Below are 26,846 nucleotides of genomic sequence, written 5' to 3' on the forward strand. Positions count from 1 at the left end.
GCTTCGGGGATACGCTGATGGTCGCAGCCTAGGCCGCGGCCCGCCCCCGTCACAAACGACATTTCGGGCGGGCAAAGCATGCGCTGGGGTTATCGATCCCAGGGGATGAACAGCGGCGCCAAGGCCTCGATGGCCAGGGGCGAATGCTCCAGTTCCAGCACGGCACGCTTCAGCTCGGCACGGGCGCCGGCAGCGAGGTTCTGCCCGGCGAACAGCTCGAACTTGGCCTCGATATCGGCCAGGGTCAGCGGTTGCTGCGGATCGCCCAGGGCCGCGGTGATGGGTGAGGTGAAGACTTCGCCATTGCTCAGGCGCACGGTCACCCGCGAGAGGATCTCCTCCGGGAAGCGCGCCGACAGGTCCGCCGCTTCGACGATCTCGATCCGTGCGCTCACCGCGAGGATGTCCGGCGCGTCGATCGCCGCCCCGGTGACCTCTTGCGGTCCGACCCGACCTCGGGCGATCAGCGCCGCCAGCGGGAAGGCCAGGGCGTACTGGGCCTCGTCAGCGTTAGCCGGGCGCTGCCCCTGCAGGCAACTGGACTCCTGGAAGGTCTCCACCCGCACGCTGGCCACCGACTCAGCGCAGAGCTGCGGATGCTCGGCGCGCAGCCGGGTCATGGCGGTGAGCGCCGGCTGCGCCCAGCGACACACGGGCCAGGGCTTGAAGTACTGGGCATCGATCTCCCAGCGGTGGCCCAGGTCGCGCCAGAAAGGACTGGCGGACTCGGCTTCGAGGGTTTCCGCCGGCGCCCCGGTGACGCCCTCGCGGGCCAGCAGCAGGGCATTGAGGCCGTTATAGGCGCCGGCGCCATGGGCATCGCGCAGCATGGTGGGATGCTCGATCAGCCGCATCATCGGGCAACGAGCCGCGAAGTATTCGGCGATCCCCAGGGCATGGCGAAAGGTGGTCTCGTCCAGCCCCAGCAGGCGGGCTCCGCCACAGACCACGCCAAGGCCGGAGAAGCCACCGGAGGCATGGTAGGTCGGCGAGGTGGCCATCAGGGCGACGCCCGCGCGCAGACCGGTCTCGTAGCCGAGGCACAGGGCTTCGAGCAGCTCGCGGCCACTGATCGTCCGCCCCTGGGCGTGCAGGGCGTCGGCCAGGGCCAGCAGCGCTGGGACCACGGTGGCGCCGGCATGGCCCTTGGAGGTGAAGTGGCCTTCGTGGGCGTCCAGGCTGTCGGCGGTGAAACCGCCCGCCCAGCCCGCGCCCAGCAGATTCACCGGGGTGCCATCGAAGGGCAACCGGGCAAGGAACTCGCCGCCGGGATAGTGCTTGCGCGCATAGCCATAGAGGGTCTGGCTGGTAGCGTTGGAGACCGCCCCGGCCATGGTGCCGAGGATGTCCAGCAGGCTCTTCTGCAGGATCGCCCGGGTAGGGGCGGGTACCTGGTCGAGGGAGAAGGCTTGGCAAAAGGCGTATAGCGACATTCGCGGGCTCCTTGTTGTTGTCTGCCGAAGTCGGCCGTCAACAGACAATGAGTCAGGGTCACGCCGCAGCTCCAACGACCTTTTCGCCGGGAAAAGGATAACCGCAGGTCAGGCAGGCGCTCGCCCGAGGCGACCGAGCAGCCACTGCTGGAAGCGCCGCACCGCCTCGCTGTCTTCCGCGTCCTCACGGATCGACAGGTAGTGGCGGCTGTTGCGCAGCACCACCTGCTCCTGGATCGGTCGCACCAGCTGGCCCTGCTCCAGCAGCGCCGCCACCAGGTGATTCCAGCCCAGGCTGATGCCCTGGTGGGTCAGCACCATGCCGATGATCAGGTTGTAGTCGTTGGCATTGAACAGCGGCGGACTGTCCGCCGGACGCTCGTCCAGATCGACCCCCTGGAAGGCCAGCCACACCCCCCAGTCGACGTGCTCGGCCACCTGGGAGCGACCATAGGGACTGAGGTTGAGCAGGGCCGCGTCACGAACCCCTTCGAGGGTACTGATCTGCGGATGGCGTTCGAGATACAGCTGCGAGCACACGGGATAGATGATGTCGTGGAACAGCGCCGTACTGCGATAGCCATCACGCACCTTGGGCATCTTGGTGATGAAGACGTCCGGCTGCACCCCGGGCTCCATGGCCAGGAAGTTCTGGGTGGTGACCAGATTCAGTTCGATCTCGGGATGGCTGGCGAAGAAGTCCGGCAGATGCTGGGACAGCCACAGCGCCGAGAAGGCCGGCGAGCAGCACAGGGTCAGCATGTGCCTGGCGGTCTGGTTGCTGCGGATGCGCTCGGCGGCTTGGGCGATGTTGACGAAGGATAACTGGGCCGCATCGAAGAACAGCTCGCCCGCCGGAGTCAAGGCCACCGCCCGCCCGACCCGGCTGAACAGCTGGGCACCGAGATAGCCCTCCAGCTCGCGGATCTGCCGGCTGATCGCCGCCTGGGACACGCACAGCGCCTCGGCGGCCCGGGTGAAGCTTGCGTACTTGGCCGCCGCGACAAAAGCCTTCACCGCGCGCAACGACGGCATCTTCAGCAGCAGCGTATCGGGATCGACGGGTTTGGACATCGTGACTCTCGATGAGCGGAAAAAGAGCTGGCAGCCATTATTGGCCGCGACCACCCGACCTTAGAGCCCCTGGAGACAGCCGGCATATCTCACGGCGACACCCCTGACGCGCTCAGCGAAATCATAACGTGACGTTATCAAATCGCGGCTGGAAATGTTGTTGGATTTGCCCGGGGTCAGCTTATAGATTTGCTGAAAAGCCCCGTTCCGAGGGCCACAAGAACAACAAGAAGGGACCGCCGTCGTGAAGACAGACACCCATTACCTCTGCCCAGCATCTCTCATCAATCAGAACTGCACAGCGGTGGTGACTGCCTGTGCTGGGCGCGAAGGAGGCATGGCATGACCCGCTCCGACGAAATCATCTCGGTCCGCAACATCTACAAGGTGTTCGGCTCCCAGGCGGATACCGCCATGGCACTGGTCAGGGCGGGGGCTTCCAAGGCGGAGGTGTTCGAGCAGACCGGTCAGGTCATCGGCGTCTTCGATGCCAGCTTCTCGGTCATGCGCGGCGAGATCTTCGTGATCATGGGCCTCTCCGGCTCGGGCAAGTCCACCATGGTGCGACTGTTCAATCGCCTCATCGAGCCCACCGCCGGCGCCATCTTTCTCAACGGTCGGGAAATCACCGGGCTAAACGACAAGGACCTGCTGCAGGTACGACGCAAGGACATGGGCATGGTGTTCCAGTCCTTCGCCCTGATGCCGCATATGACGGTGCTGGAGAACGTCGGCTTCGGTCTGCAGATCAGCGGCGTCGCCGAGAAGGAGCGCAACAGCCGCTCCATCACCGCGCTGCGCCAGGTGGGCTTGGCCGGCCAGGAATACTGCTATCCGCACCAGCTCTCCGGCGGCATGCAGCAACGCGTGGGCCTGGCCCGGGCGCTGGCCAACGATCCGGCCATCCTGCTGATGGACGAAGCCTTCTCGGCCCTCGATCCGCTGATCCGCCACGAGATGCAGGGCGAGCTGATCAAGCTGCAGCAGCAGCAGGACCGCACTATCATTTTCATCTCCCACGACATCGAGGAAGCGGTCCGTATCGGCCACCGCATCGCCATCATGGAAGGCGGCCGCGTCGTGCAAATCGGCACCCCGCGCGAGTTGCTGTGCAATCCGGCCAACGACTACGTGCGCACCTTCTTCAATGGCTTCGATTCCAGCCGCATCCTCAAGGCGGGCGACATCGCCCAGCGCGATGCGCAGATCGTCTATATGCCCGGTCGCGAAACCCCGATCACGGCGGACACGCCGATCAAGGACATCTTCGGCACCGTGGCCCGGGCCAGCGCGCCGGTACCGGTCGTGGACGCCGCCGGCGCCTATCAGGGCTGCATCTCCCAGGGTCGCCTGCTGAGCTATCTCGGCGGCCACTGATCGCTGTTTTCCTTTGTTGAGGGCGCGCAGGCGCGCCGGAGGCCCCGCTCATGTCCGATTTCAGCATTCTCGATCCCTTCAAGACGATCACCGTTCCGGTGGGCTCCTGGGTGGAAGCCGCGTTGCGCTATCTGGTGCACAACTTCCGCGAGGTGTTCCGCTCCATCCGCTGGCCGGTGGACCAGGTCCTGGACGGCATTCAGGCCGCGCTGATGTCGGTGCCACCGACCGTGTTCATCCTGCTGGCCGCCCTGCTCGGCTGGCAGATCGGTGGTCGCCGCATCGGCATCCTGACCCTGGCCATGCTCACCGCCCTGGGGCTGATCGGCGTGTGGAACGATGCCATGGTCACCCTCGCCCTGGTGCTCACCTCCCTAGTGTTCTGCGCGGTGATCGGCATCCCGCTGGGCATCCTCAGCGCCCGCAGCAATCGCCTGGAAATGTGCATCCGCCCACTGCTGGACGCCATGCAGACGCTGCCGGCCTTCGTCTACCTGGTGCCGGTGGTGATGCTGTTCGGCATCGGCAACGTGCCGGGGGTCATCGTCACCATCATCTTCTCGCTGGCACCGCTGGTGCGCCTGACCAATCTGGGCATCCGCCAGGTGCCGGAAGACAAGATCGAGGCCGCCCGTGCCTTCGGCTGCACGCCCTGGCAGATGCTGGTCAAGGTTCAGCTGCCGCTGGCGGCGCCGACCATCATGGCCGGGGTCAACCAGACCCTGATGCTGGCGCTGTCGATGGTGGTGGTGGCCTCGATGATCTCGGTCGGCGGCCTCGGTCTCATGGTTCTCAGCGGCATCGGTCGCCTGGACATGGGGCTGGCCAGCGTCGGCGGTATCGGCCTGGTGCTGCTGGCGATCTTCCTCGACCGCTTCACCCAGGCCATGGGCGAGCGCAGCGCCCACCAGGCCACCGGCCAACGCTGGTACCACAGCGGCCCGGTCGGTCTGCTGGTGCGCCTGGTCGGCAAGAAGAAAGCGCTGCCGCAGCCGGTTACCCCTTGAACGTGCCTTTCACCTAAAAAAACCAACACTCACAGCGACAGGTGATTCATGAATCTATCCGCATGCAAGAAAGCGCTCCTGACCGGCGTTGCCGCCTCCTTCCTGGGTCTGGCCCTGAGCGGCGCAGTCCATGCCGCTAGCGCCGACCAACCCGGCGCCGGGGTGAAAGTCACGCCGATCTTCCCCACCATCGCCGAAGAACGCTTTCGCGGCGAGATCGCCATCGCCGGCCTCAAGGCGCTGGGCTATGACGTCAAGGCCCCCAAGGAGACCGACTACCCGGCGCTGTTCCTGGCGCTGTCCTACGGCGACGCCGACTTCACCGTGCACATGTGGGAACACATGCACCAGGCCTTCTATGACAAGGCCGGCGGCGACGACACCATGGTCAAGGCCGGTAACGTGATGCCAGGCGTGCTGCAGGGCTTCATGATCGATAAGAAGACGGCCGACCAGTACCACATCAAGGACATCTCGGACTTCAAGAAGCCGGAAATCGCCAAGCTGTTCGACAGCAATGGCGACGGCAAGGCCGACCTTACCGGCTGCAACCCCGGCTGGGGCTGCGAGGTGATCGTCGAGCACCAGCTCAAGGCCTATGGCCTGAACGACACCGTCACCGACAACCGCGGCTCCTATTTCGCGTTGATGGCCGACACCATCCAGCGCTACAAGGACGGCAAGCCGATCTTCTACTACACCTGGGTGCCGCAGTGGATCTCCAGCGTGCTGGTGGAAGGCCGGGACGTTGTCTGGCTACCAGTGCCCTTCACCTCGCTGCCCGACGGCAAGAACGACGTGAACACCACCTTCGAGGGCAAGAACCTGGGCGCTCCCATCGACAACGTCGTGGCGGTGATCAACAAGGACTTCGCCAGGAAGAACCCCGCCGCGGTCAAGTTCCTCTCGGAGCTGAAGATCGCCACCGCCGACGAAAGCGCCCAGAACCTCAAGATGCAGAACGGCGAGAAATCGCTGGACGACATCAAGCGTCAGGCCGCCGAGTGGATCAAGGCGCACCAAGCCGAGTGGGACGGCTGGCTGGCGGACGCCCGCGCCGCTGGGCAGAAGTGATCGCCTAGACGGCGCCAGCGCGCTGTGACCGGGCAGTAGTCGGGCACAGCGCCACCACGACGTACCGGACCGCCGGGCCTGAACGGCCTGAGCCCGCGGCCCGGTTCTGAACGACCTCAAGCGACATCCTGCCTCCTCGGGAGGCGGGCAAGCCCTGTGCGCCTCGCGTTCAGGCCAGACGCTTCACCAGAGACGGTTGCGCACCATGAAAGTCCAAGCCCTGCCCGCCGACGACAACACCTGTGGCTGGTACCACACCAGTGCCCCGCGCACGCCCCGCCCCAGCCATCGCGGTCACAGCGAAGCGCCCTGGGTGGTGGTCGGTGCCGGCTTCACCGGTCTCGCCGCCGCACGGCAACTGGCGTTGAATTTCCCGGATGACGAGGTGATCCTGGTGGAGGCGCAGGAGGTCGGCCTGGGGCCGGCCGGGCGCAATGCCGGCTTCGCCATCGACCTGCCCCATGACATCGGCGCCGAGGACTACATCGGCGACATCGGCATCGCCCGCACCGTGCTCAAGCTGAACCTGAGCGGCCAGGCCTATCTGCGCCAGCAGGTGGAGCGCTACGGCATCGATTGCCAACTCAAGGCCTGCGGCAAGTATCAGGCCGCTGTCGAGGAACGCGGCCTAGCAGTGCTCGACGCCTACCGGCGCGGCCTGGACAAGCTCGACCAGCCCTACCAGATGATCGAACGCGAGACCCTGCCCGAGCACCTGGGCACGGACTTCTATCAGCGGGCGCTCTATACCCCTGGCGCGGTGCTGATCCAGCCCAGCGCCCTGGTCAAGGGTTTGGCCGAGAATCTACCGGCCAACGTCACGCTCGTCGAGCGCACGCCGATCCTGGACGTGGACTACGGTCCGCGCCCCGAGCTGCGGCATGCCGCTGGCCGTATCACCGCCGGCAAACTGGTGCTGGCCAACAATTCCTTCGGCCAGCACTTCGGCTTCCTGCAGGGGCGCATGCTGCCGATCTTCACCTACGGCAGTCTCACGCGGCCGTTGACGCCCGACGAGCAGGCGCTGCTGGGCGGCAGGCCCTACTGGGGCGCCATCCCTGCTGACCCTTTCGGCACCACGGTGCGCCGTACCCCCGATCAGCGCCTGCTGATCCGCAACAGCTTCAGCTTCAACCCCGACGGGCGCAGCAATCCCAAGCATCTGCAGCGAGTGCTGCAGCGGCACCAGGCCTCCTTCGCCCGCCGCTTCCCGATGCTGCCGCAGGTGACCTTCGACTACACCTGGGGCGGCGCCCTGGCCATGACCCGCAACCACAACGGCTTCTTCGGCCAGCTGGCGCCCAACGTCTATGGCGCCCTGGGCTGCAATGGCCTGGGCGTCACCCGCGGCACCGCCACCGGCAAGCTGCTGGCCGACTGGCTGGCCGGCGAACGCGACGAACTCATCGATTTCCTGCTCGCCGCGCCCGGCCCCAACGCCAACCCGCCGCAGCCGTTCCTCTCGGCCGGCGTCAATTTCAACCTCTTGTGGGGACAGTACCGCGCCGGCTGCGAAAGCTGACGGCCACTCCCTCCCCGCTGACATCCGTGCAACCTCTGGAGGCTCCACCATGAACTTCGACGGCATCTACACCCCGGCCATCACCCCGCTCAAGGCGGACGGCGCCATCGACCAGGCCGGCTTCGCCCAGGTCCTGGAATACCTGATCGAAGCCAAGGTGCACGGCATCGTGGTCGGCGGCTCCACCGGCGAGTACTACGCCCACAGCGGCGAAGAGCGCCTGGCGTTGATCGCCCAGGCCTGCGACGTGATCGGCGGGCGCCTGCCGCTGGTGATCGGTACCGGCGCCATCCGTACCGAGGATTCGGTGGTGTTCGCCCAAGCCGCGCGTGAGCACGGCGCCGACGCCATCCTGGTCGGCACCCCGCCCTATGCCCTGCCGACCCAGCAGGAGATCGCCGAACACGTGCTGACGGTGGATCGCGCCGCCGACCTGCCGATCATGCTCTACAACTATCCGGGGCGGATGAACGTGGCCATGGGCGAGGACTTCTTCACCGCCATCGCCGGCTGCCGCAACGTCCAGTCGATCAAGGAAAGCAGCGGCGACATGGCCGCCCTGCACCGCCATGCGGTCAAGCGTCCGGACCTGAAGCTCTCCTGCGGCTGGGACGACCAGGCCCTGGAATTCTTCGCCTGGGGCGCGCGCAGCTGGGTCTGCGCCGGCTCCAACTTCGTGCCGCGCGAGCACGTGGCGCTCTACGAGGCCTGCGTGCTGGAGCAGGACTTCGCCAAGGGGCGCCGGATCATGGCGGCCATGCTGCCGCTGATGGATTACCTCGAAGGCGGCAAGTTCGTGCAGTCGATCAAGTACGGCTGCGAACTGGCCGGCCTGCCCAACGGCGGCGTCCGCGCGCCGCTCAAGGGCATGAGCGAAGCCGAACAGGCCGAACTGGCGCAGGTGATCGCCGCGCTGAAGAACAACGTCGCCCGTATCGTCCAAGGAGCCTGACCATGACCGATCTCTTGAGCAAAGCCGCCTACGCCGACCTCGCCGCCACCGTCGAGCTACGCACCCAGGCCTTCATCGATGGCGCCTTCGTCGCCGCCCAGAGCGGTCAGACCTTCGTCACCAGCAACCCCGCCACCGGGGTCGAGCTGGCGCGGGTGGCGGCCTGTGGCGCCGCCGACGTCGATCTTGCCGTGGCTGCCGCCAAGACCGCCTTCGAGGACGGTCGCTGGAGCGGTCTGCCCCCCTCCGCGCGCAAGGTCGTGCTGCAGAAATTCGCCGCCCTGCTGGAAGAACACGCTCATGAACTGGCGGTGGTGGAGAGTCTCGACAGCGGCAAGCCGGTGCGCGAGTGCCAGACCATCGATGTGCCCGAGACCATCAACACCCTGCGCTGGCACGCCGAGCTGATCGACAAGATCTACGACGCCACCGCCCCCACCGGCGCCGGTGCCCTGGCCATGGTGGTCCGCGAGCCCATCGGCGTGGTGGGTCTGGTACTGCCGTGGAACTTCCCGCTGCTGATGCTGGCCTGGAAGATCGGCCCGTCGCTGGCCGCCGGCTGCTCCATCGTGGTCAAGCCGGCCAAGGAGACCACCCTGAGTGCCCTGCGGGTGGCCGAGCTGGCCCATCAGGCCGGGGTGCCGGCCGGGGTCTTCAACGTGGTGCCCGGCGGTGGCAAGGAAGCCGGCGAGCCCATCGGTCGGCATCCGGACATCGCCGCGGTCAGCTTTACCGGCTCCACCGACACCGGTCGGCTGTTCCTCAAGTACGCCGCCGAATCCAATCTCAAGCGCATCGTCCTGGAACTGGGCGGCAAGAATCCCGCCGTGGTGATGAACGACGTCGAGGATCTCGACCAGGTCGCCCAGCACGTGGTCAACGGCGCCTTCTGGAACATGGGCGAGAACTGCTCGGCCACCTCCCGCCTGATCGTCCATCGCGAGGTCAAGGACGCCCTGCTGGAGCGGATACAGGTGCACCTGCAGGACTGGCAACTCGGCGATCCACTGGATCCGGAGAATCGCCTGGGCTCCCTGGTCAGCAAGGCGCACTTCGACAAGGTGCGTTCCTACCTGGAACACGCCCGCGAGCAGCAGCTCAAGCTGGTGACCGGCGGCGCGACCCGCGACGGCGTCTACGTCGAGCCGACCATCGTCGATGACGTGGACCGTGACAGCCGCCTGTTCCGCGAGGAGATCTTCGGCCCGGTACTGAGCGTGACCCCCTTCGACGACATCGACGAAGCCCTGGAGCTGGCCAACGACACCGCCTACGGGCTGGCCGCCTCGGCCTACACCGGCAACCTGCGCCACGCCATCAAGCTGGCCCGTGGCATCCGTGCCGGCATCGTCACCGTCAACTGCTTCGGCGAGGGCGATGCCTCCACCCCCTTCGGCGGCTACAAGGAGTCGGGCTTCGGCGGGCGCGACAAGTCGCTGTGGGCCCACGACCAGTACACCGAGATCAAGACCATCTGGATCGACGCGTCTTGATCTCGAGCTAAAGACGCTACCCGGTCCGCTGCCGCAGCGTAGCGGACCGTCCTCCCCTGGCTGACCAGGTGGCGGCGGTCCGCCGCTCGCTGCGGCGCTGATCTCGCTGGCTAGCGCTTGCCCTGTGCCGCCTACCCGTAGCCAGACGGACGTGCTGGCTTCCTCGCCCGGCCGCGCACCGACGACCGCCATCCCACCTGGCGCCCTTAGCCTGCTAAGCTTCGCCGCTTTTTTGCCGCCTGCCCGCGCAGGTGGCGGCAGGCGATGCGTGCACCGCCCTGCGATCCATGACCGAGAATGGCCGCCAGAGCCAACGTCCGGCCCCTTCAACTGCCAGCTGGAAATTCCATGTCCACCGCCTCTCCGAGTCTGCAGCGCCGGCTCAAGCCCCGCCACCTCAACATGATCGCCATCGGCGGCTCCATCGGCACCGGCCTGTTCGTCGCCTCCGGCGCCACCGTGGCCACCGCTGGCCCGGGCGGCGCCCTGGCGGCCTATGCGCTGATCGGCCTGATGGTCTACTTCCTCATGACCAGCCTCGGCGAAATGGCCGCCTACCAGCCGGTGTCGGGCTCCTTTTCCATCTACGGCAGTCGCTTCGTCGAGGACGGCTTCGGCTTCGCCCTGGGCTGGAACTACTGGTACAACTGGGCGGTGACCATCGCCGCCGAACTGGTGGCGGCGCAGCTGGTAATGGGCTTCTGGTTTCCCGAGGTACCGGGGCTGATCTGGAGCGCGCTGTTTCTCGCGCTGATGTTCCTGCTCAATGCGGTGTCGGTGCGCGGCTTCGGCGAGAGCGAATTCTGGTTCGCGCTGATCAAGGTGGCCACCGTGGTGGTCTTCATCGGCCTGGGCCTGGCCGCCATTCTCGGCATCTTCAGCGGCATCGAGCCGCCGGGCCTGTCCGTGTTCACCCAGGGCGAGGCGCCCTTCGTCGGCGGCCTGCAGGCCATGGTCGGGGTGGCCATGATCGCCGGCTTTTCCTTCCAGGGCACCGAGCTGATCGGCATCGCCGCCGGTGAATCGGAGAATCCGCGCAAGAATGTACCCATCGCCATCCGCCAGGTGTTCTGGCGCATCCTGATGTTCTATGTGCTGGCGATCTTCGTTATCGGCATGCTGATTCCCTACACCGATCCGCGCCTCTTGCAGAACGATGCCACCGACGTTTCCGTCTCGCCGTTCACCCTGCTGTTCGAGCGCGCCGGCCTGGCCTTCGCCGCCAGCCTGATGAACGCGGTGATCCTCTCGGCGGTGCTCTCCGCCGGCACCTCGGGCATGTACGCCTCGACCCGGATGCTGCACAGCCTGGCCGAACAGGGCAAGGCGCCGCGCCTGTTCGCCCGCGTTTCGCGCAATGGCGTGCCGCGCAATGCCCTGCTGGCCACCACCGCGGTGGGCGCCCTGTGCTTCTTTACCTCGCTGGTGGGCGACAAGGCCCTCTATGGCTGGCTGCTCAACACCTCGGGCATGTGCGGCTTCATCGCCTGGCTGGGCATCGCCGTCTCCCACTATCGCTTCCGCCAGGGCTACCTGGCCCAGGGTCGCCGCCTGGAAGACCTGCCTTACCGCGCCAAGCTGTTCCCCTTCGGGCCGCTGCTGGCCTTCGCCCTCTGCCTGGTGATCACCCTGGGGCAGAACTATGCCGCCCTGTTCGGGCCGCACGGCGTCGACTGGCTGGGCCTGGCCGCCACCTACATCAGCCTGCCGCTGTTTCTCGCCGTCTGGCTGGGCTACCGCTTCAAGCATCGGAGCCGCCTGGTGAAGCTCAAGGACATGGACGTCAGTCCGAGCGGGGACTGAGCGACCGCCAGCGGGACCTGCCGGCTGCGCCCGGTGGGTCCCGTGCTAGCATCCCGGATCTTTCCGATCGACTCGCCAGCGCTGCCATGGGCACCACCCTCGCCTCCCAACTGATTCCCGACATCCTCACCTACATCGCCTCGCACCAGCTGGCGGTCGGCACCCGGCTGCCCGAGCGCGCCCTGGCCGAGCGGCTGCGGGTGTCGCGCTCGCCGGTGCGCAGCGCCCTGCAGCAGATGGCCGACCAGTCCCTGCTGGCGCGCCATCCCGAAGGCGGCTTCGCCGTGGCCGCCGCGGCCCTGGACGCCACGCCCCAGGCGCGCGAAGAGGTGTCCGCCAGCGAACGCCTGTACCTGACCATCGCCCGCGACCGGATCGAGGGCGAATTGCCGCTGAAGGTCACGGAAAACGAGCTGATCCGCCGCTACCAGGTCACCCGTGGGCAACTGGCCGATATCCTCAGGCGCATCGTCCAGGAAGGCTGGGCCGAGCGCCTGCCGGGCTATGGCTGGAGTTTCGTCGAAGGTCTCACCTCGCCCGATGCCTATGCCCAGAGCTATGCCTTCCGCCTGCTGATCGAACCGGCCGGCATCCGCGACGCCGACTTCACCCTGGATGCCGGAGAATTGCGCCGCTGCCGCGACGAGCAGGCGCTGCTGGCCGCAGGCCGGGTGTTCGAGGCCTCGCCCGCGGAAATCTTCGACGCCAACACCCGCCTGCACGAGACCATCGCCCGCTGCTCGGGCAATGCCTTCATCCTTGATGCGCTGCGCCGGCTCAATCGCCTGCGCCGCTTGATCGAGTACCAGAAGTCGGTGGATCGCCAGCAGGCCCAGCGCCGCTGCCAGGAACATCTGCAGCTGATCGATCTGCTGCTGGAGGGCCGCCGCGAAGAGGCCGCGACCTTCATGACCCGCCACCTGGGCAACGCGCTGCAGGAAAAGCAGGCCACGGCGGCGCGCTGAGCCTGCGGCGCCCAGGGCCTGCCCGCCAGGGCGCGGGGGCGTTAGACTGGCGGACTTTTCTCCGTTACCCGAGGCCGTCATGCCGATCCGTCACGCCATCGTCCATCTGATCGACAAGAAGCCCGACGGCCAGCCCGCGACCCTGCACGCGCGGGACGCCGAACTGGCCGACTCCCAGGCCATCGAGAATCTGCTGGCCGATCTCAACGACAGCTACAACGCCAAGCCCAACAAGGCCTGGGGCCTGTTCCACGAGGAATCCGGCGCCTATCCCTTGAGCGGCTGGCTCCATGCCTACCTGGAAGGCGAGCAGGACTTCGTCGCCTTCAGTCGCCAGGCGGTGGAGCATCTCAAGGGCCTGATGGAGAGCAGCAACCTCTCCACCGGCGGCCATGTGCTGTTCGCCCAGTACCAGCAGGGCATGACCGACTACCTGAGCATCGCCCTGCTGCACCACAGCGAGGGGGTGACCGTCACCGAGAGCCTGGAGGTGGCCCCCGCCAAGCACCTGGACCTGGGCCAGCTGCACCTGGCGGCGCGCATCAACCTCTCGGAATGGCGCAACAACAAGCAGTCGCGCCAGTACATCTCCTTCATTCGCGGCAAGGGTGGCAAGAAGGTCTCGGACTACTTCCGCGACTTCATCGGCTGCCAGGAAGGCGTCGACGCCAAAGGCGAGACCCGCACCCTGCTCAAGGCCTTCAGCGACTACGTGGAAAGCGAGGACCTGCCCGAAGAAGCCGCCAAGGAAAAGACCGATACCCTGGTGGACTACGCCAGCAGCCAGGCCAAGCGCGGCGAACCCATGGCCCTGGACGCCCTTTCCGAGCTGATGGACGACCAGGCCCCGCGCGCCTTCTACGACTACATCCGCAACAAGGATTACGGCCTGGCGCCGGAGATCCCGGCGGACAAGCGCACCCTCAATCAATTCCGCCGCTTCACCGGTCGCGCCGAAGGCCTGTCGATCAGCTTCGAAGCGCACCTGCTGGGTTCGCGCATCGAATACGACGAAGGCCAGGATCTGCTGATCATTCGCGAGGTGCCGACCCAGCTCAAGGACCAGCTCAAGCGGCGTAATGACTAGCCTGAGCGCAGCGAGCACGGTCATCCGCGAATGACCGTCGAGCCTCCTGGACACCTGGGGTTGCAAACGCGATCACCGATCGGGCGCCCCCGGCTGGACAGTGGCCGGCCAAAGGGGGCACAAGATGTCCCTTCTTTTCCTTATCTGCCGAAAAAGTCGAAACCATGAGCCAGTACCCCTTCGAACGCCGCATCGTCATCACCCTGCAATCGAACAATGAACTGACGCTCGACGCCGCCCTCGACCAGGCCGTGTCGCGCATCAAGCAGGGTGAGACCCACGGTGGCGACGAAGGCCTGGCCACCGCCTACAGCTTCCATGTGGACACCGTGGCCGAAGGCCCCTCCGGCCCGGTGGACCTCGGCGAATACCTGGGCCGCCCGGCGACCAAGGCCGAGCAGAGCGTGGTGGACGCCGGCGTGGTCCCGCGCTTCCGCCTGGGCCAGACGGTGGCCGTGCAGGTCGGCAATGGCGAACCCAAGCCCAGCAGCATCCAGGAAGTGCGCCTCTTTCCCCAGGTGGAAGGCCCCTGCTGGTTGTACCTGGTGGAAGAGCGCGTCCATCGCGACTACCTGCCGGCGAAGAAACTGCGGGCGATCTGAGGCCAGCTTGGCGTTGGGCTTCGCTGCGCTCAGCGCCAACCTACCGCGCCGTAGGTTGGGTTGAGACGGCTCCATCGTCGAAGTCCAATGGGCAACCCGGATGCCACGATGTTGGGCTTCGCTGCGCTCAGCGCCAACCTACCGACTCGCAGGTTGGGTTGAGACGGTTTCATCGTCGAAGCCCAATGGGCAGACCTGAGCGCCACGATGTTGGGCTTCGCTGCGCTCAGCGCCAACCTACTGCGCCGTAGGTTGGGCTGAGACGGCTTCATCGTCGAAGCCCAACAAGCAGGCCCTAGCCCAACAGCCCCACTCAACCGAACGCGGCGATCTGCCGATAGAGCGACAGCGCCGGAGCAACTGTCGTGCCGGTCATCTGGGTGAGGATACTGCCATCCAGCGCGGTGTTTGCCCCTGCGCCCTGTTCGTCCGCCGGCAGCACCGTCCACTGGGGTGCACCATCGGCACCGGTGCTGACGTTGAAGGTCGGCGCCGACAACTGGGCGGTTTCCTGAGCGGCAGCGGTCGCCACGCCGCCGGGACTCAGGCCGTCGATGAGCTGGCTGCTCAACTGATTGGGTTGCCAATCCGGCATACCGGGATTCAGCGTACCGAGGATACCGGCGTCTTCCGTGGCGGCGGGAGCCCAGTTCCAGGACGCGGCACCCTGCTCCTGCGGGGAGAGCCCGGAGAAGGCCACGTTGGCCGCATCGGTGCCACGCTGCGCGCCTTCGAAATAGGCGAGCTGACGCTCAGCCGAAGTGAAGGTGCCCGAATCGTCGCTGGCGATACGCGTCAGGCTGTCGCTGTCCAGGTTGGCGAAAGGATCCTGGGTGGAGGCGTCGGCATAGCGACTGTCGTCATGGTAATAGCTCACCAACAGGTGATTGACCGCCTGCTTCGCCAACTGGATACGGTCGGGACTGGCCCCCTCGGGCATCTCGCCGAGCACGGCGGCGTCGGTGCCCTGGCTGCGGATCTGCTGCTGGAGGATCTGCATGAAACCGTCGAGATCGCTGTTACCGTTCGACTGGCCCGGCAACAGCCTGGCAATGAGCTGGGCGGCGGGCGACAGGTCCACCGCGACATCGGTGCCGGCTGGGGTTCCCCCCGCGCTGGCGGAGTCGGCGGCGGGTGCACTCTGATTGCCGGTAGCGCTCGGATTGGCAGGCTGAGTCCCTGCCATTGCCGTCGAAGTCTGGCTGTCGATCGCCCTCATGGTCGTGCCCTCCGGCCGCCCAGGCGGCCTGCCTCAGCGTCTTTATGCCACACCCGTCTTAGGTTTTACTTAAGGTCGGAACAATGACCAGAGCTAGGCGGGAAGGCTGCAGGCGACCGCCCCTAGGCCCGGCGCTCCCAGACCTCGCAGGCATAGGCTGGACGATCGTCCTCGGCCGCATGCTCCTGCCGCGAGACAAGCTGCCAGTCGCTCTCCTGCCATGGGGGAAAGAAGACATCGCCTTGCGGCGCCAGGGCAACTCGGGTCAGGTAGAGGCGCTGCGCCTGGGGCAGGGCGTCGGCGAACAGCTGGGCGCCGCCGATCAGCATGATCTCGCCTGCCTGGTGCTCAAGGGCCCAGGCCTCGGCGCGCTCGACCGCAGCGGCCAGCGAAGTCCGCACCTCGGCACCTTCGGCCACCAGATCAGTCTGACGGGAGACCACCAGATTCAGCCGACCCGGCAACGGGCGGCCCAGGGAATCCCAGGTCTTGCGACCCATGACCAGCGGCTTGCCGAGGGTCACGGCCTTGAAATATTTGAGCTCCGCCGGCAGGTGCCAGGGGAGACGATTGTCGATGCCGATGACGCCGTTGTCGGCCACGGCGACGATCAGGCTCAGGGGAAGAGAGGTTTTCATGGTGACAGAGCATAACAGAGGCGTTAACAGCCGGGGCGCCAGGGACTATCCTCGGCGTTTTTGCCGCAAGGGCACCGACGCGTGACCGCAACCCCCTCCCCCGCCTTCGAAGACCTCTGGCTGACCGAAGCCCTGCGCCTGACCGAGGAAGACAGCGGCCCGCTGGAAGACGCCGAAGCCAATCGCCAGGCGCGGGCGGCCGGCGGCGCCTTCGAGACACGCCTGGTGACCCGTGCCCGGCTGCTCGGCCAGCGCGATGGCCTGCTGGCCGCGCGGCGTCGCTGGTGCCAGGGTGCGGTGCTGGCCGCCTGGCTGCTGGGCATCGTGGCGCTGTTCTGCGGCGCTGGCCTCGCCGCTGGCGCCCTGGGTGACGGCAGTCGTCCGGTCAATGTGTTCTGGGCGCTGGGCAGCCTGCTCGGCCTCAATCTGCTCAGCCTGCTGGTCTGGGCCCTTGGTCTGCTGGGCGGTGGACGGCAACTGGCCTCACCGCTGGCGCGACTCTGGTTGTGGCTCTCCGGCCGTCTGGCGCGGGATGCCCGAGCCCTGCACCTGGGGCCGGCACTGGTCGGGCTGCTCGGTCGCGCGCGGCTGCTGCCCTGGGCCCTGGGCGGCCTGGTGCACGGTCTCTGGCTGCTGATCCTCGGCAGTGCCCTGGCGACCCTGCTGGCACTACTCTCCGGGCGCAGCTATCTGTTCGTCTGGGAGACCACCCTGCTTGGCAGCGACACCTTCGTGCTGCTGACCCAGGTGCTGGGCGCCCTGCCCCAGCTGCTGGGTTTTCCCCTGCCCGATCCGGCCAGCATCGCCGCCAGCGGCGATGCGGCCAGCCCCCTGGCCGCCGCACGCCAAGCCTGGGCTGGCTGGCTGCTCGGGGTGGTGCTGGTCTATGGCCTGCTGCCACGCCTGCTGCTGACCCTGCTCTGCCTGTGGCGCTGGCAGCGCGGCCGCCAGCGGCTGCGCCTGGACGTGGAACGCCCTGGCTACCTGCACCTGCGTGAACGCCTGCTGCCCACCAGCGAACGCCTGGGCGTGAACGACGCCGCCCCCGCGCACCTGCCCCAGCAGGACGCCAGTGGCCTCGCCCGCACCGGCGACGAGGCGCTGCTGGTGGGTCTCGAACTCACCGACCACACCTGGCCGCCACCGCTGCCCGAGGGCGTGCGTGACGCCGGCGTCCTCGACGACGGCCAGGGCCGCCGTCATCTGCTCGAACAGCTGACCCGCTATCCGGCGCGCCGCCTGCTGATCGCCTGCGATCCCCGCCGCTCGCCGGATCGCGGTACCCTGACGCTGTTGGCGGAATTGTCGCGCTGCGCCACCGCGACCCGCGTCTGGCTATTGCCCGCGCCCCTGGGTGGCAAGCTCGATCCGGTTCGCCTGGACGACTGGCGCCAGGCACTGGACGCCCTGCGTCTGGCACACTGCGAGGGCGATCTCGAAGAACTGGCCTGGCTGGAGACGAATCCATGAGCGGCCCCCTGCGCCTGGCGCTGGTCGGCCATACCAATGTCGGCAAGACCTCGCTACTGCGCACCTTGACCCGCGACGTCGACTTCGGCGAGGTCTCCCATCGCCCCAGCACCACGCGCCACGTCGAGGGTGCACGCCTGTCGGTGGATGGCGAGGCGCTGCTGGAGCTCTACGACACGCCCGGCCTGGAAGACGCCATCGCCCTGCGCGACTACCTGGAGCAGCTGGAAAGACCCGGCGAACGCCTGGACGCCGCCACCCTGCTCGACCGTTTTCTCGACAGCGTCGAAGCCCGCCAACGCTTCGAGCAGGAAGCCAAGGTGATCCGCCAGCTGCGCGCCTCCGACGCCGGTCTCTATGTCATCGACGCCCGCGAGCCGGTGCTGGCCAAGTACCGCGACGAACTGGCGGTGCTGGCCGGCTGCGGGCGCCCGCTGGTGCCGGTGCTCAACTTCGTCGCCGCCGACGGCCACCGCGCCGACGACTGGCGCGCCACCCTGGCCCGCCTCGGCCTGCACGCCCTGGTGCGCTTCGACAGCGTCGCGCCACCGGCGGATGGCGAGGCGCGTCTCTACGAAAGCCTGGCGACCCTGCTGGAAAGTGGCCGCCCGGCCTTGCAACGGCTGATCGCCGACCATGCCGAACAGGCCCGCCGTCGCCATCAGCAGGGCGTGCGGCTGATCGCCGAATTGCTGGTGGATGCCGCCGCTGCCCGGCGCAGCGTGGCGCCCGGCGAAGCCGAGGTGAGCAACGCGACCGCCGACTTGCGCGACGCCCTGCGTAGCCGCGAACAACGCTGCGTGGAAGAACTCCTGCGGCTGTTCGGCTTTCGCCCGGGCGATGCCCATGCCAGCGACCTGCCGCTGCTGGACGGCCGCTGGGGCGACGATCTGTTCAATCCGGAAACCCTGCGCCTGCTGGGCATCCGCCTGGGCGGCGGGGTGGCGGCCGGGGCGGCGGCCGGGGTCGGCCTCGACCTGCTCGCCGGCGGCCTGACCCTGGGCGCTGCCACGGTACTGGGCGCTCTGGCTGGCGGCCTGGCACAGACCGGCGGCCACTATGGCCGACGGCTGTTCGGCAAGCTGCGTGGCGGGCGGGAGCTGTCCATCGACGATGCCGTGCTGCGGCTGCTGGCGCTACGGCAGCGTCAGCTATTGGCGGCGCTGGAAACCCGCGGCCACGCCGCCCAGGGCGCCATCGAGGTGGCCGCGCCTGACGAGCAGCGCTGGCGCGAGGGCAAGCTGCCCGCCGCCGTGCAGGTAGCCCGGGCCCACCCGGAATGGTCGGCGCTCAATCCGCGTCCGCGCCTGCAGGCCGACGACCGCCAGACCCGCATCGACGAGATCGCCGCGGCCCTCGACGCCGAGGCCTAGCGGCCTTCCACTTCGGCGAGAAAGATCGCCACGGTGGCCATGCAGGCTTCGCGTTCTTCCACGTGGGGCATGTGGCTGGAATTCTCGAAGATGCGCCAGCGCACGTCCGGGATGAGTCGATCGAAGGGCTCCACGCAGGCCGGCGTCGCTTCGTCATGGCGCCCAGAAATCAGCAGCGTCGGCACCTGGATCCGCGCCAGCCGCTCGATCACGCTCCAATCCCGCAGCCTGCCGATCACATGGAACTCGGTGGGGCCGTTCATGGCGTGATAGACGGTGGGATCGGCGTCGATGGCGGCGAAGGTCCGCGCCACCTCGGCCGGCAGCGGCTGCACCCGGCAGACATGGCGGGCATAGAAGACCTGGCTGGCGGCGCGGTACTCCGGCGAGTCGGTCGTGCCGGCGGCCTCGTGTCGCGCCAGGGTGGCCTGCACCTCGAGCGGCAATTCGGCCCGCAGCCCTGTTGCAGCCGCGCGCCAGAGTGCCATCGACGCAGGTGAATTGGCGATGATCAGCCCCCGCAGTCCTTCAGGCTGACGCACCCCGTGCTCGGCAGCCAGCATTCCGCCCCAGGATTGGCCGAGCAGCGCGTACTGGCCGATACCCAGGTGGCGCAGGAGGTTGTTCAGCTCGTCGAGAAACAGCTCCACCGTCCAGAATCCCGGATCGATGCCGCGCAGGTGGGTGGAACGGCCATTGCCCAGCTGGTCGTAATGCACCACCGGCCAGCCGTGCTCGGCCAGGTCCTTGAAGCTGTCGACATAGTCATGGGTGCAACCGGGACCGCCGTGGGCCACCACCAGCGGCAACCGTCCACTGGCCAAGTCGCCGGTGACCCGGTACCAGGTCTGATGGCCTTGGAAATCGGCGTAGCCTTCTTGAACCTGCATGGATGCCTTCCTCGTCTGGATGGGAACGGGGTCAGGCTAGCGGGTAGGTGGGCGGGGGATAACTGGGAAAAGTTGTAGGTTTGGGGAGTTTGGCTGATTCGCGGAACCAGTGGATTCCCTGTGCTGATGGTCCCTGTACGCCGGATGCCTCCTCCACGCTAGAACGCCCCCTCTCCCGCTTGCGGGGGAGGGCTGGGGTGGGGGGCTCTCGCCAAGCTGATTCTCGGTGTATTAGGAAGCTTCTTATTCCGCCCCCGCCGGGCGGGTCACTTTTGCCAGACGCGGCAAAAGTAACCAAAAACGCTTGCCCTGGTCATCCGGCCCGGCGCTACGTGCCGCGTTCCCTCGCTCCGCCGTCCTTCCGGCGGGCCGGGGCCGAGGGCCAGGACGGCCCTTCGGCCCCGGCCCGCTGGAGCGGCGCTGACGTGAGGGCATCCTGCGCAAGGCGCAGGACCGGCCAATCGGGGCAAGCGTTTTTGGTTACTTTTTTGGCGACTGCAAAAAGTAACCCGCCCGGCGAGGGCGGAACAAAAGCCTACCGAGCACACCGCAAATCAGCTTGGCGACCAAGCTAACCGCCCCCACCCCAACCCTCCCCTGCAAGCAGGAGAGGGGGTAATCCGGTGTGCGGGATAGGTTTCCTACGCAAGTACAGGCTCCTGCGTAGGGTGGATGACGGCGCAGCCTCATCCACCAACACACGGAAGGGTCAGTGCGACTTGAGCCCCGCCGCCGTCAGCACTAGGCGCAGCACCCAGGCCACAACGCCCAGCGCCACCAGGCTGCAGGCCCAGATGCCGGCCATCCAGGCCAGCCGCTGCCAGAGCGGCTTGTTGTCCGCCGGATTGGGTTCGCGCGAGCGGCCGACCATCAGTGGTAGCCCTCCCCCGCGCGTACCTTGCCGCGGAACACGTAGTAGCCCCAGAAGGTGTACATCAGGGTGATAGGGATGATGAACAGGGTGCCGATGAGCAGGAACAGCTGGCTCTGCGGCGGCGACGAGGCCTCCCAGATGGAAACGCCCGGCGGGATGATGTTCGGCCAGAGGCTGATGCCCAGGCCGCTGTAGCCGAGGAAGATCAGCGCCAGGGTCAGCAGGAAGGGCGCATGGTGCGAATCCTCGCGCAGGATGGCGCGCAGCAGGGCCAGGGTCACCACGCCCACCAGGATCGGTACCGGCAGGAACCAGACCAGATTGGGCATGCTGAACCAGCGGGCGGAGATGGCCGCCTGGCTCAGCGGGGTCCAGATGCTCACCACCGCGGTGAAGGCCAGCAGCAGGAACAGCAGCGGCTTGGTCAGGCGGCGCATGGTGGCCTGCAGCGGCCCCTCGGTCTTCATGATCAGCCAGGTGCTGCCCAGCAGCGCATAGGCGGCGATGACGCCCAGGCCGCAGAACATCGAGAAGGGCGTCAGCCAGTCCAGCGGACCGCCGACATACTGGCGATTCTCCACCGGGAAGCCTTCGATGAAGGCGCCCAGGGCCACGCCCTGGCAGAAGCTGGCCAGCAGCGAGCCGAAGATGAAGGACTTGTCCCACAGGGCTTCCTTGCCTTCCTGGACCTTGAAGCGGAATTCGAAGGCCACGCCGCGGAAGATCAGGCCGATCAGCATGAAGATCAGCGGCAGGTACAGCGCCGGCAGGATCACCGAGTAGGCCAGCGGGAAGGCGCCATAGAGCCCCGCCCCGCCGAGCACCAGCCAGGTCTCGTTGCCGTCCCAGATGGGCGCCACGGTGTTCATCATGACGTCGCGATCTTCCTTGCCCTTGACGAAGGGGAAGAGGATGCCGATGCCCAGGTCGAAGCCGTCCATGACCACGTACATCATGAGACCGAAGATGATGATGATCGCCCAGATCAGCGGGAGGTCGATGCCAGGGATGCCGTTCATGTGCGGTCTCCGGTCAGCTGGTCATTGGGATTGTCTTCTTCCAGGCCGCCATCGGCGCCGGACAGCGGACGCTTGGGATGACGATCGGTGCCCGGGCCGCCGGAGGTGGGCAGGTCGCCTTCACCGGTGTGCGGACCCTTGCCGATCATGCGCAGGGCATAGAGGGTGCCGATGCCGAACACGGCGAAGTAGACCACCACGAAGGCCACCAGGGTGATGCTCAACTGGGTGACGCTGTGGTTGGATACCCCGTCCTTGGTGCGCAACAGGCCGTAGACGATCCACGGCTGGCGGCCCACCTCGGTGGTGAACCAGCCGGCCAGCAGGGCGATGAGGCCGACCGGGCCCATGCAGGTGACCAGGCGCAGGAAGCCGCGGGTCTCGTACAGCTTGCCGCGCCAGCGCAGCCAGGCGCTCCACAGACCGGCAGCGATCATCAGCATGCCCAGGGCGACCATGATGCGGAACGACCAGAACACCACATAGGCCGGCGGCCGGTCTTCCTTGGGGAAGTCCTTGAGCGCCGGGATCGGCTCGGTGAGGCTGTGCTTGAGGATCAGGCTGCCGAGCACCGGGATCTCCAGCTTGAAGCGGGTTTCCTCGCGCTCCATGTCCGGCCAGCCGAACAGGATCAGCGGAGTCGCTTCGCCCGGAGGATTCTCCCAGTGGCCCTCCATCGCGGCGATCTTGGCCGGCTGGTGCTCCAGGGTGTTGAGGCCATGGGCGTCGCCAACGAACGCCTGGATGGGCGCTACCAGCAGCGCCATCCACATGGCCATGGAGAACATCTTGCGCACCGCCGGGTTGTCGTTGCCGCGCAGCAGGTGCCAAGCCGCCGAGGCGCCGACCAGGAAGGCCACCGACAGGTAGGCGGCGATGGTCATGTGCGCCCAGCGGAAGGGGAACGACGGGTTGAAGATCACCGCCAGCCAGTCCACCGGGACGATGCGACCATCGACGATCTCGTAGCCACTCGGGGTGTGCATCCAGCTGTTGGACGACAGGATCCAGAAGGTTGACATCAGGGTGCCGATGGCGACCATGACCGTCGAGAAGAAGTGCAGGCCGCGGCCCACGCGATTCCAGCCGAACAGCATGACGCCGAGGAAGCCGGCTTCGATGAAGAAGGCGGTGAGCACCTCGTAGGTCAGCAGCGGACCGGTCACGGCGCCGGCATAGTCGGCGAAACCGCTCCAGTTGGTGCCGAACTCATAGGCCATCACCAGACCGGACACCACGCCCATGCCGAAGAAGATCGCGAAGATCTTTAGCCAGAAGTGATACAGATCCTTGTAGACGTGGTTGTCGGTCTTCAGCCAGAGCCCTTCGAGCACGGCGAGAAAGCTCGCGGTACCGATGGACAGCGCCGGGAAGACGATGTGGAAGGACACGGTGAAGGCGAACTGGATCCGGGCGAGATCCAGGGCTTCGAGGCCGAACATAGCTATTCCTCTCAGGCACGCCGGCTGTCGAGGGCAGCCGGTCGAGATGACGCTGACCGAGGTTCGAACCTCCGGCGTCGCCTGGGGTTCTAGCGGGACGCTAAAAAGGCGGCGCCGCTGCTAGCCCAAAGGACCAGGTCGGAAGCTGACGTGGATCAACGTCAGGCTTTAGAATAGTCCTCCTGGATACATTTGCTTACGTGGTTCGATGTCGCATCGGGCAGGCTGTCGCACCCCAAGGACGGTGTTTCGGCAGTCACCTACTCCATTGGACGGCGCTTTTTGCTTCTGGACGTCGTGGCCACGCCTCGCCATACCTCTGCCATGCCGCGTCGTCGCGCCTGGCCCCATGGACGCGCCGAACCGCAAGAATCACTCGCCACCCCTCAAGTGAACTGCTGAACCACCACGGCAAGTTGTCTGACGATTAGCCTTGAGGTGGCCTAAGATGCCGCCTCTGTCCCCGCGAGTCCCTGCCATGTCCGGCGATACCCTGCAGTTGCGTCACCATCGTCCCTTCGTCGCCTTCTGGTTCGCCCGCATCTGCACCGCCGGCAGCTTCCAGATGCTTACCGTGGCCATCGGCTGGCACCTCTATTCCCTGACCGGCAACGTGCTCGACCTCGGCCTGGTGGGGCTGGTGGAGTTCCTGCCGCGGGTGCTGTTCATGCTGCACACCGGCCATGTCGCCGATCGCTACGACCGCCGCCGGGTGGCGGCCCTCTGCCAGACCGGCCAGGGGCTGATCGCCCTGGTGCTGCTGGTGGGCAGCCTGAATCAGGCGGTCACCCGCGAGCTGATCTTCATCCTGGCCTTCTGCCTGGGCACCGCGCGCGCCTTCGAGCAGCCCACCACCCAGGCGCTGCTGCCCAACATCGTGCCGCCTTCGATCTTTCCGCGCGCCATCGCCGCCGCGGCCTCGGCCATGCAGGGCGCCACCATCATCGCCCCGGCGCTGGGCGGCCTGCTCTATGCCCTGGGCGCCGCCTGGGTCTACGGCCCGGCCGTGGTGCTCTATGGCATCGCCATCCTGCTGGTCACGAGTCTGCCGGCGCGGCAGACGCCCAGCCAGAAGGAAAAGCCGACCCTGGAAAACCTGCTGGCCGGCATCCGCTTCATCAGGAGTCGCCCGGACGTGCTCGGCGCCATTTCCCTGGATCTGTTCGCCGTGCTCCTGGGCGGCGCCACCGCTCTGCTGCCGGTGTTCGCCGCCGACATCCTGCTCACCGGACCCTGGGGCCTGGGCCTGCTGCGCTCGGCACCGGCCGTGGGCGCCCTGGGCATGTCCTTTCTGCTCGCCTATGTCAGTCTCAATCGCCACGTGGGTCGCATCATGTTCGGCTCGGTGGCGCTGTTCGGCGTCGCCACCATCGCCTTCGGCCTGTCCACCTCGCTATGGTTCTCGCTGGGTACCCTGGTGGTTCTCGGCGCCGCCGACATGGTCAGCGTGGTGATCCGCAGCTCCTTCGTGCAGCTGGAAACCCCGGATGCCATGCGCGGCCGGGTCAGTGCGGTCAACGGCCTGTTCATCGGTGCCTCCAACCAGCTCGGCGAATTCGAATCGGGGGTCACCGCGCACTTCTTCGGCACGGTGCCGGCGGTGGTGCTGGGTGGCGTCGGCACTCTGGTGATCACCGGGGTCTGGATGAAGCTGTTCCCGGGCCTGGCCAGGCGCGACCGGCTGATGGAGCCGCGCCAGGACGGTTGAATCCAGTCCTGTCACCCGAATTGCCACTCATACCCAGGGGATGACCGCTCGCTCCGGAATAACCTTATCGCGCAAACCTTTGTCGCAAAATGTGATCCATGTCACATCCTTTCAAGCGTTGAGGTCTGCATGCGTACCCCTCTTTCCATGGCCGCCCGCCTGGGCCTGGGCTTCGGCCTGATCCTGGTGCTGATGCTGCTGATCACCCTGGTGGGCGTTCAGCGCGTCGGCGTCATCGACGACACCCTGACCGCTGTCAGCCAGGGCGCCAGCGTCAAGCAGCGCTATGCCATCAACTTCCGCGGCAGCGTGCACGACCGCGCCATCGCCATTCGCGATACGGTGCTGATCCACGACGCCGCGCCCCTGGCCAATCGCCTGGCCGACATCGACCGACTCAAGGCCTTCTATCGCCAGTCCGCCGAGCCCATGGATCAGCTGTTCGTCAGCCAGGGCGCCACCGCCGAGGAACAGCGCCTGCTGGCGGCCATCAAGGACATCGAAGGCACCGCCCTGCCCCTGACCGACCGCCTGCTGCAACTGCGCCAGACCGGTGATCTGGAAGGCGCCCGGGTGTTCCTGCTGGAGCGCGTCTCGCCGGCCTATGTCGAGTGGCTCAAGCGCATCAATGCGCTCATCGATCACGAGGAGGCCATCGCCAGCGGTCATCTGACCGAGGTGCGCGGCATCGCCGGCGGCTTCCGCTGGCTGATGCTGGTGACCTGTGCCCTCGCCTTGCTGCTGAGCGTGGCCGTTTCCGTCCTGATCATCCGTCAGATGGGGGCGACCCTGGGCGGCGAACCCCACGCCGTGGCCGCCGCCATCCGCCGGCTGGCCGAGGGCCGGCTGGACGAGCGCCCTGCCACCCGTCACCCGGACAGCGTCATGGGCACCCTGGGCAGCGCCACCGCACACCTGGGCGAGACCATCGTCCAGGTGCGCCATACCGCCAGCTCGGTCGCCACGGCGGCGGCCCAGCTGCAAGGCACCGCCCAGACCAACCAGCGCCACACCGATGTGCAGTCCAACCAGGCCCAGCACATGGCCGCGGCGGTCACCGAGCTGGCCGCCACCATTGGCGAGGTCGCCGGCTACGCAGCCCAGGCCGCCCAGGCCACCGGCAATGCCAGCGCCCAGGTGGACACCGGCAATCAGTTGGTGACCCGTTCCGGCCAGGCCATCGGCCAGCTGGTGCAGGCGCTGGAGCAGGCCAGCGTCACCGTGCAACAGGTATCCAGCGACAGCGCCAGCATCGAGAACATCGTCGCCGTCATCAACGGCATCGCCGAGCAGACCAATCTGCTGGCGCTGAATGCCGCCATCGAGGCCGCTCGCGCCGGTGAGCAGGGCCGTGGCTTCGCCGTGGTCGCCGACGAGGTGCGCAACCTGGCCACCCGCACCCAGGAATCGACCCGCGAGATCCGCGCCATGATCGCCACCCTGCAGGAAGGCGCCGGGCGGGCTTCGGCGCAGATGGAAGAGAGCCGCAGCCAGGCCCACGAGACCGCCGCGCTGACCCAGCGCGCCGTCGCTGCCCTGGCGGCCATCCAGGCGGACGTCGGCTCGGTGAACGCCATGAATGCGCAGATCGCCACCGCCGCGGCCCAGCAGACCGCCGTGGCCGAAGAGGTCAACGAGAACATCAACCGCATCCATGCCGCCACCCTGGAAACCGCCAGCGGTTCGCAGCAGATCGCCGGCGCCAGTCGCCAGCTGGCGGAACTGGCCGAGGATCTGGAGCGGCGCATGAGCCTGTTCCGCACGGCCTCGGCCTGAACATCCGGCAACGTCTGCGGGCTGAACCTAGACGCGAGCGTGGCGGTC

The 26,846-nt window shown here is 67.1% G+C and carries 22 protein-coding genes and 1 pseudogene; 15 read left to right on the top strand and 8 right to left on the bottom strand.

The window, feature by feature from the left end; genetic code table 11:
- Window positions 1-89 precede the first annotated feature (89 nt).
- The gene (locus tag NRG74_RS12380) at window positions 90-1,433 is read right to left on the bottom strand and encodes an MmgE/PrpD family protein (protein ID WP_257704129.1); all 1,344 of its coding nucleotides are present in this window, start codon (window positions 1,431-1,433) and stop codon (window positions 90-92) included.
- Window positions 1,434-1,541: 108 nt separating this feature from the next.
- Complete coding sequence (locus NRG74_RS12385; protein WP_257704131.1) at window positions 1,542-2,507, bottom strand: LysR substrate-binding domain-containing protein; 966 nt, start codon at window positions 2,505-2,507, stop codon at window positions 1,542-1,544.
- Window positions 2,508-2,849: 342 nt separating this feature from the next.
- Here NRG74_RS12385 and NRG74_RS12390 point away from each other — a divergent pair, with 342 nt between their 5' ends.
- The 10 genes from NRG74_RS12390 (at window position 2,850) to NRG74_RS12435 (ending at window position 14,389) form a co-directional block, all read left to right on the top strand.
- Window positions 2,850-3,884, top strand: coding sequence for a quaternary amine ABC transporter ATP-binding protein (locus NRG74_RS12390; RefSeq protein ID WP_184291758.1), 1,035 nt, complete (start codon window positions 2,850-2,852; stop codon window positions 3,882-3,884).
- Between the two features lie 50 nt (window positions 3,885-3,934).
- Window positions 3,935-4,891 (top strand): glycine betaine/L-proline ABC transporter permease ProW, encoded by a 957-nt coding sequence (gene proW, locus NRG74_RS12395; protein WP_257704134.1) that lies wholly within the window; start codon window positions 3,935-3,937, stop codon window positions 4,889-4,891.
- Window positions 4,892-4,939: 48 nt separating this feature from the next.
- On the top strand, window positions 4,940-5,965 hold the full coding sequence (proX, locus tag NRG74_RS12400) for a glycine betaine/L-proline ABC transporter substrate-binding protein ProX (protein ID WP_257704136.1): 1,026 nt from the start codon (window positions 4,940-4,942) through the stop codon (window positions 5,963-5,965).
- A 205-nt stretch (window positions 5,966-6,170) separates the two neighbouring features.
- The gene (locus tag NRG74_RS12405; RefSeq protein WP_257704138.1) at window positions 6,171-7,487 is read left to right on the top strand and encodes an NAD(P)/FAD-dependent oxidoreductase; all 1,317 of its coding nucleotides are present in this window, start codon (window positions 6,171-6,173) and stop codon (window positions 7,485-7,487) included.
- Window positions 7,488-7,536: 49 nt separating this feature from the next.
- Entirely contained in the window at window positions 7,537-8,439 is a 903-nt protein-coding gene (locus NRG74_RS12410) for a dihydrodipicolinate synthase family protein (RefSeq protein ID WP_257704140.1), read from the top strand.
- Window positions 8,440-8,441: 2 nt separating this feature from the next.
- Entirely contained in the window at window positions 8,442-9,932 is a 1,491-nt protein-coding gene (locus NRG74_RS12415; RefSeq protein ID WP_257704142.1) for an aldehyde dehydrogenase, read from the top strand.
- Window positions 9,933-10,280: 348 nt separating this feature from the next.
- Window positions 10,281-11,735, top strand: a complete 1,455-nt coding sequence (locus NRG74_RS12420) for an amino acid permease (protein ID WP_208694227.1) — start codon at window positions 10,281-10,283, stop codon at window positions 11,733-11,735.
- Window positions 11,736-11,821: 86 nt separating this feature from the next.
- Window positions 11,822-12,700 carry a GntR family transcriptional regulator gene (locus NRG74_RS12425; protein WP_160923584.1) on the top strand — a complete coding sequence of 293 codons (879 nt, stop codon included), beginning with the start codon at window positions 11,822-11,824 and terminating at the stop codon, window positions 12,698-12,700.
- Window positions 12,701-12,779: 79 nt separating this feature from the next.
- Window positions 12,780-13,787 carry a nucleoid-associated protein YejK gene (gene yejK, locus NRG74_RS12430; protein WP_017640943.1) on the top strand — a complete coding sequence of 336 codons (1,008 nt, stop codon included), beginning with the start codon at window positions 12,780-12,782 and terminating at the stop codon, window positions 13,785-13,787.
- Window positions 13,788-13,951: 164 nt separating this feature from the next.
- A complete protein-coding gene (locus NRG74_RS12435; protein ID WP_017640942.1) occupies window positions 13,952-14,389 on the top strand; it encodes a hypothetical protein in 438 nt (145 codons plus the stop codon).
- A 313-nt stretch (window positions 14,390-14,702) separates the two neighbouring features.
- Here NRG74_RS12435 and NRG74_RS12440 read toward each other — a convergent pair whose 3' ends face one another.
- Window positions 14,703-15,608 carry a hypothetical protein gene (locus tag NRG74_RS12440; protein ID WP_257704148.1) on the bottom strand — a complete coding sequence of 302 codons (906 nt, stop codon included), beginning with the start codon at window positions 15,606-15,608 and terminating at the stop codon, window positions 14,703-14,705.
- A 122-nt stretch (window positions 15,609-15,730) separates the two neighbouring features.
- The gene (locus tag NRG74_RS12445; RefSeq protein WP_184291777.1) at window positions 15,731-16,246 is read right to left on the bottom strand and encodes a dihydrofolate reductase; all 516 of its coding nucleotides are present in this window, start codon (window positions 16,244-16,246) and stop codon (window positions 15,731-15,733) included.
- An 81-nt stretch (window positions 16,247-16,327) separates the two neighbouring features.
- On the opposite strand from NRG74_RS12445, the gene NRG74_RS12450 reads away from it, so the two are divergent.
- Window positions 16,328-17,716: a DUF2868 domain-containing protein gene (locus NRG74_RS12450; protein WP_184291779.1), complete on the top strand. Its 1,389-nt coding sequence runs from the start codon at window positions 16,328-16,330 to the stop codon at window positions 17,714-17,716.
- A complete protein-coding gene (locus NRG74_RS12455) occupies window positions 17,713-19,089 on the top strand; it encodes a GTPase/DUF3482 domain-containing protein (protein WP_184291781.1) in 1,377 nt (458 codons plus the stop codon). Before NRG74_RS12450 ends, NRG74_RS12455 begins: the two co-directional genes overlap by 4 nt.
- Here the strand turns inward: NRG74_RS12455 and NRG74_RS12460 are convergent.
- The 4 genes from NRG74_RS12460 to NRG74_RS12475 all read right to left on the bottom strand — a co-directional run bounded on the left by NRG74_RS12460 (window position 19,086) and on the right by NRG74_RS12475 (window position 23,314).
- Window positions 19,086-19,979: a proline iminopeptidase-family hydrolase gene (locus NRG74_RS12460; RefSeq protein ID WP_184291783.1), complete on the bottom strand. Its 894-nt coding sequence runs from the start codon at window positions 19,977-19,979 to the stop codon at window positions 19,086-19,088. The genes NRG74_RS12455 and NRG74_RS12460 overlap by 4 nt on opposite strands.
- 709 nt (window positions 19,980-20,688) lie before the next feature.
- Window positions 20,689-20,850 (bottom strand): DUF2474 domain-containing protein, encoded by a 162-nt coding sequence (locus NRG74_RS12465; protein ID WP_017640936.1) that lies wholly within the window; start codon window positions 20,848-20,850, stop codon window positions 20,689-20,691.
- On the bottom strand, window positions 20,850-21,872 hold the full coding sequence (cydB, locus tag NRG74_RS12470; protein WP_017640935.1) for a cytochrome d ubiquinol oxidase subunit II: 1,023 nt from the start codon (window positions 21,870-21,872) through the stop codon (window positions 20,850-20,852). The genes NRG74_RS12465 and cydB overlap by 1 nt, the downstream gene beginning before the upstream one ends.
- Window positions 21,869-23,314 (bottom strand): cytochrome ubiquinol oxidase subunit I, encoded by a 1,446-nt coding sequence (locus NRG74_RS12475; protein WP_017640934.1) that lies wholly within the window; start codon window positions 23,312-23,314, stop codon window positions 21,869-21,871. The genes cydB and NRG74_RS12475 overlap by 4 nt, the downstream gene beginning before the upstream one ends.
- A gap of 478 nt (window positions 23,315-23,792) precedes the next feature.
- Here NRG74_RS12475 and NRG74_RS12480 point away from each other — a divergent pair, with 478 nt between their 5' ends.
- The 3 genes and pseudogenes from NRG74_RS12480 to NRG74_RS24650 all read left to right on the top strand — a co-directional run bounded on the left by NRG74_RS12480 (window position 23,793) and on the right by NRG74_RS24650 (window position 26,798).
- A complete protein-coding gene (locus tag NRG74_RS12480) occupies window positions 23,793-25,022 on the top strand; it encodes an MFS transporter (protein WP_184291787.1) in 1,230 nt (409 codons plus the stop codon).
- A 192-nt stretch (window positions 25,023-25,214) separates the two neighbouring features.
- Window positions 25,215-25,622, top strand: a pseudogene (locus NRG74_RS24645) (methyl-accepting chemotaxis protein); the annotation flags it as partial.
- Window positions 25,623-26,063: 441 nt separating this feature from the next.
- Window positions 26,064-26,798: a methyl-accepting chemotaxis protein gene (locus NRG74_RS24650; protein WP_437181190.1), complete on the top strand. Its 735-nt coding sequence runs from the start codon at window positions 26,064-26,066 to the stop codon at window positions 26,796-26,798.
- Window positions 26,799-26,846 lie beyond the last annotated feature (48 nt).

Source organism: Pseudomonas oryzihabitans (genome assembly GCF_024652905.1).
GTDB lineage: Bacteria > Pseudomonadota > Gammaproteobacteria > Pseudomonadales > Pseudomonadaceae > Chryseomonas > Chryseomonas benzopyrenica.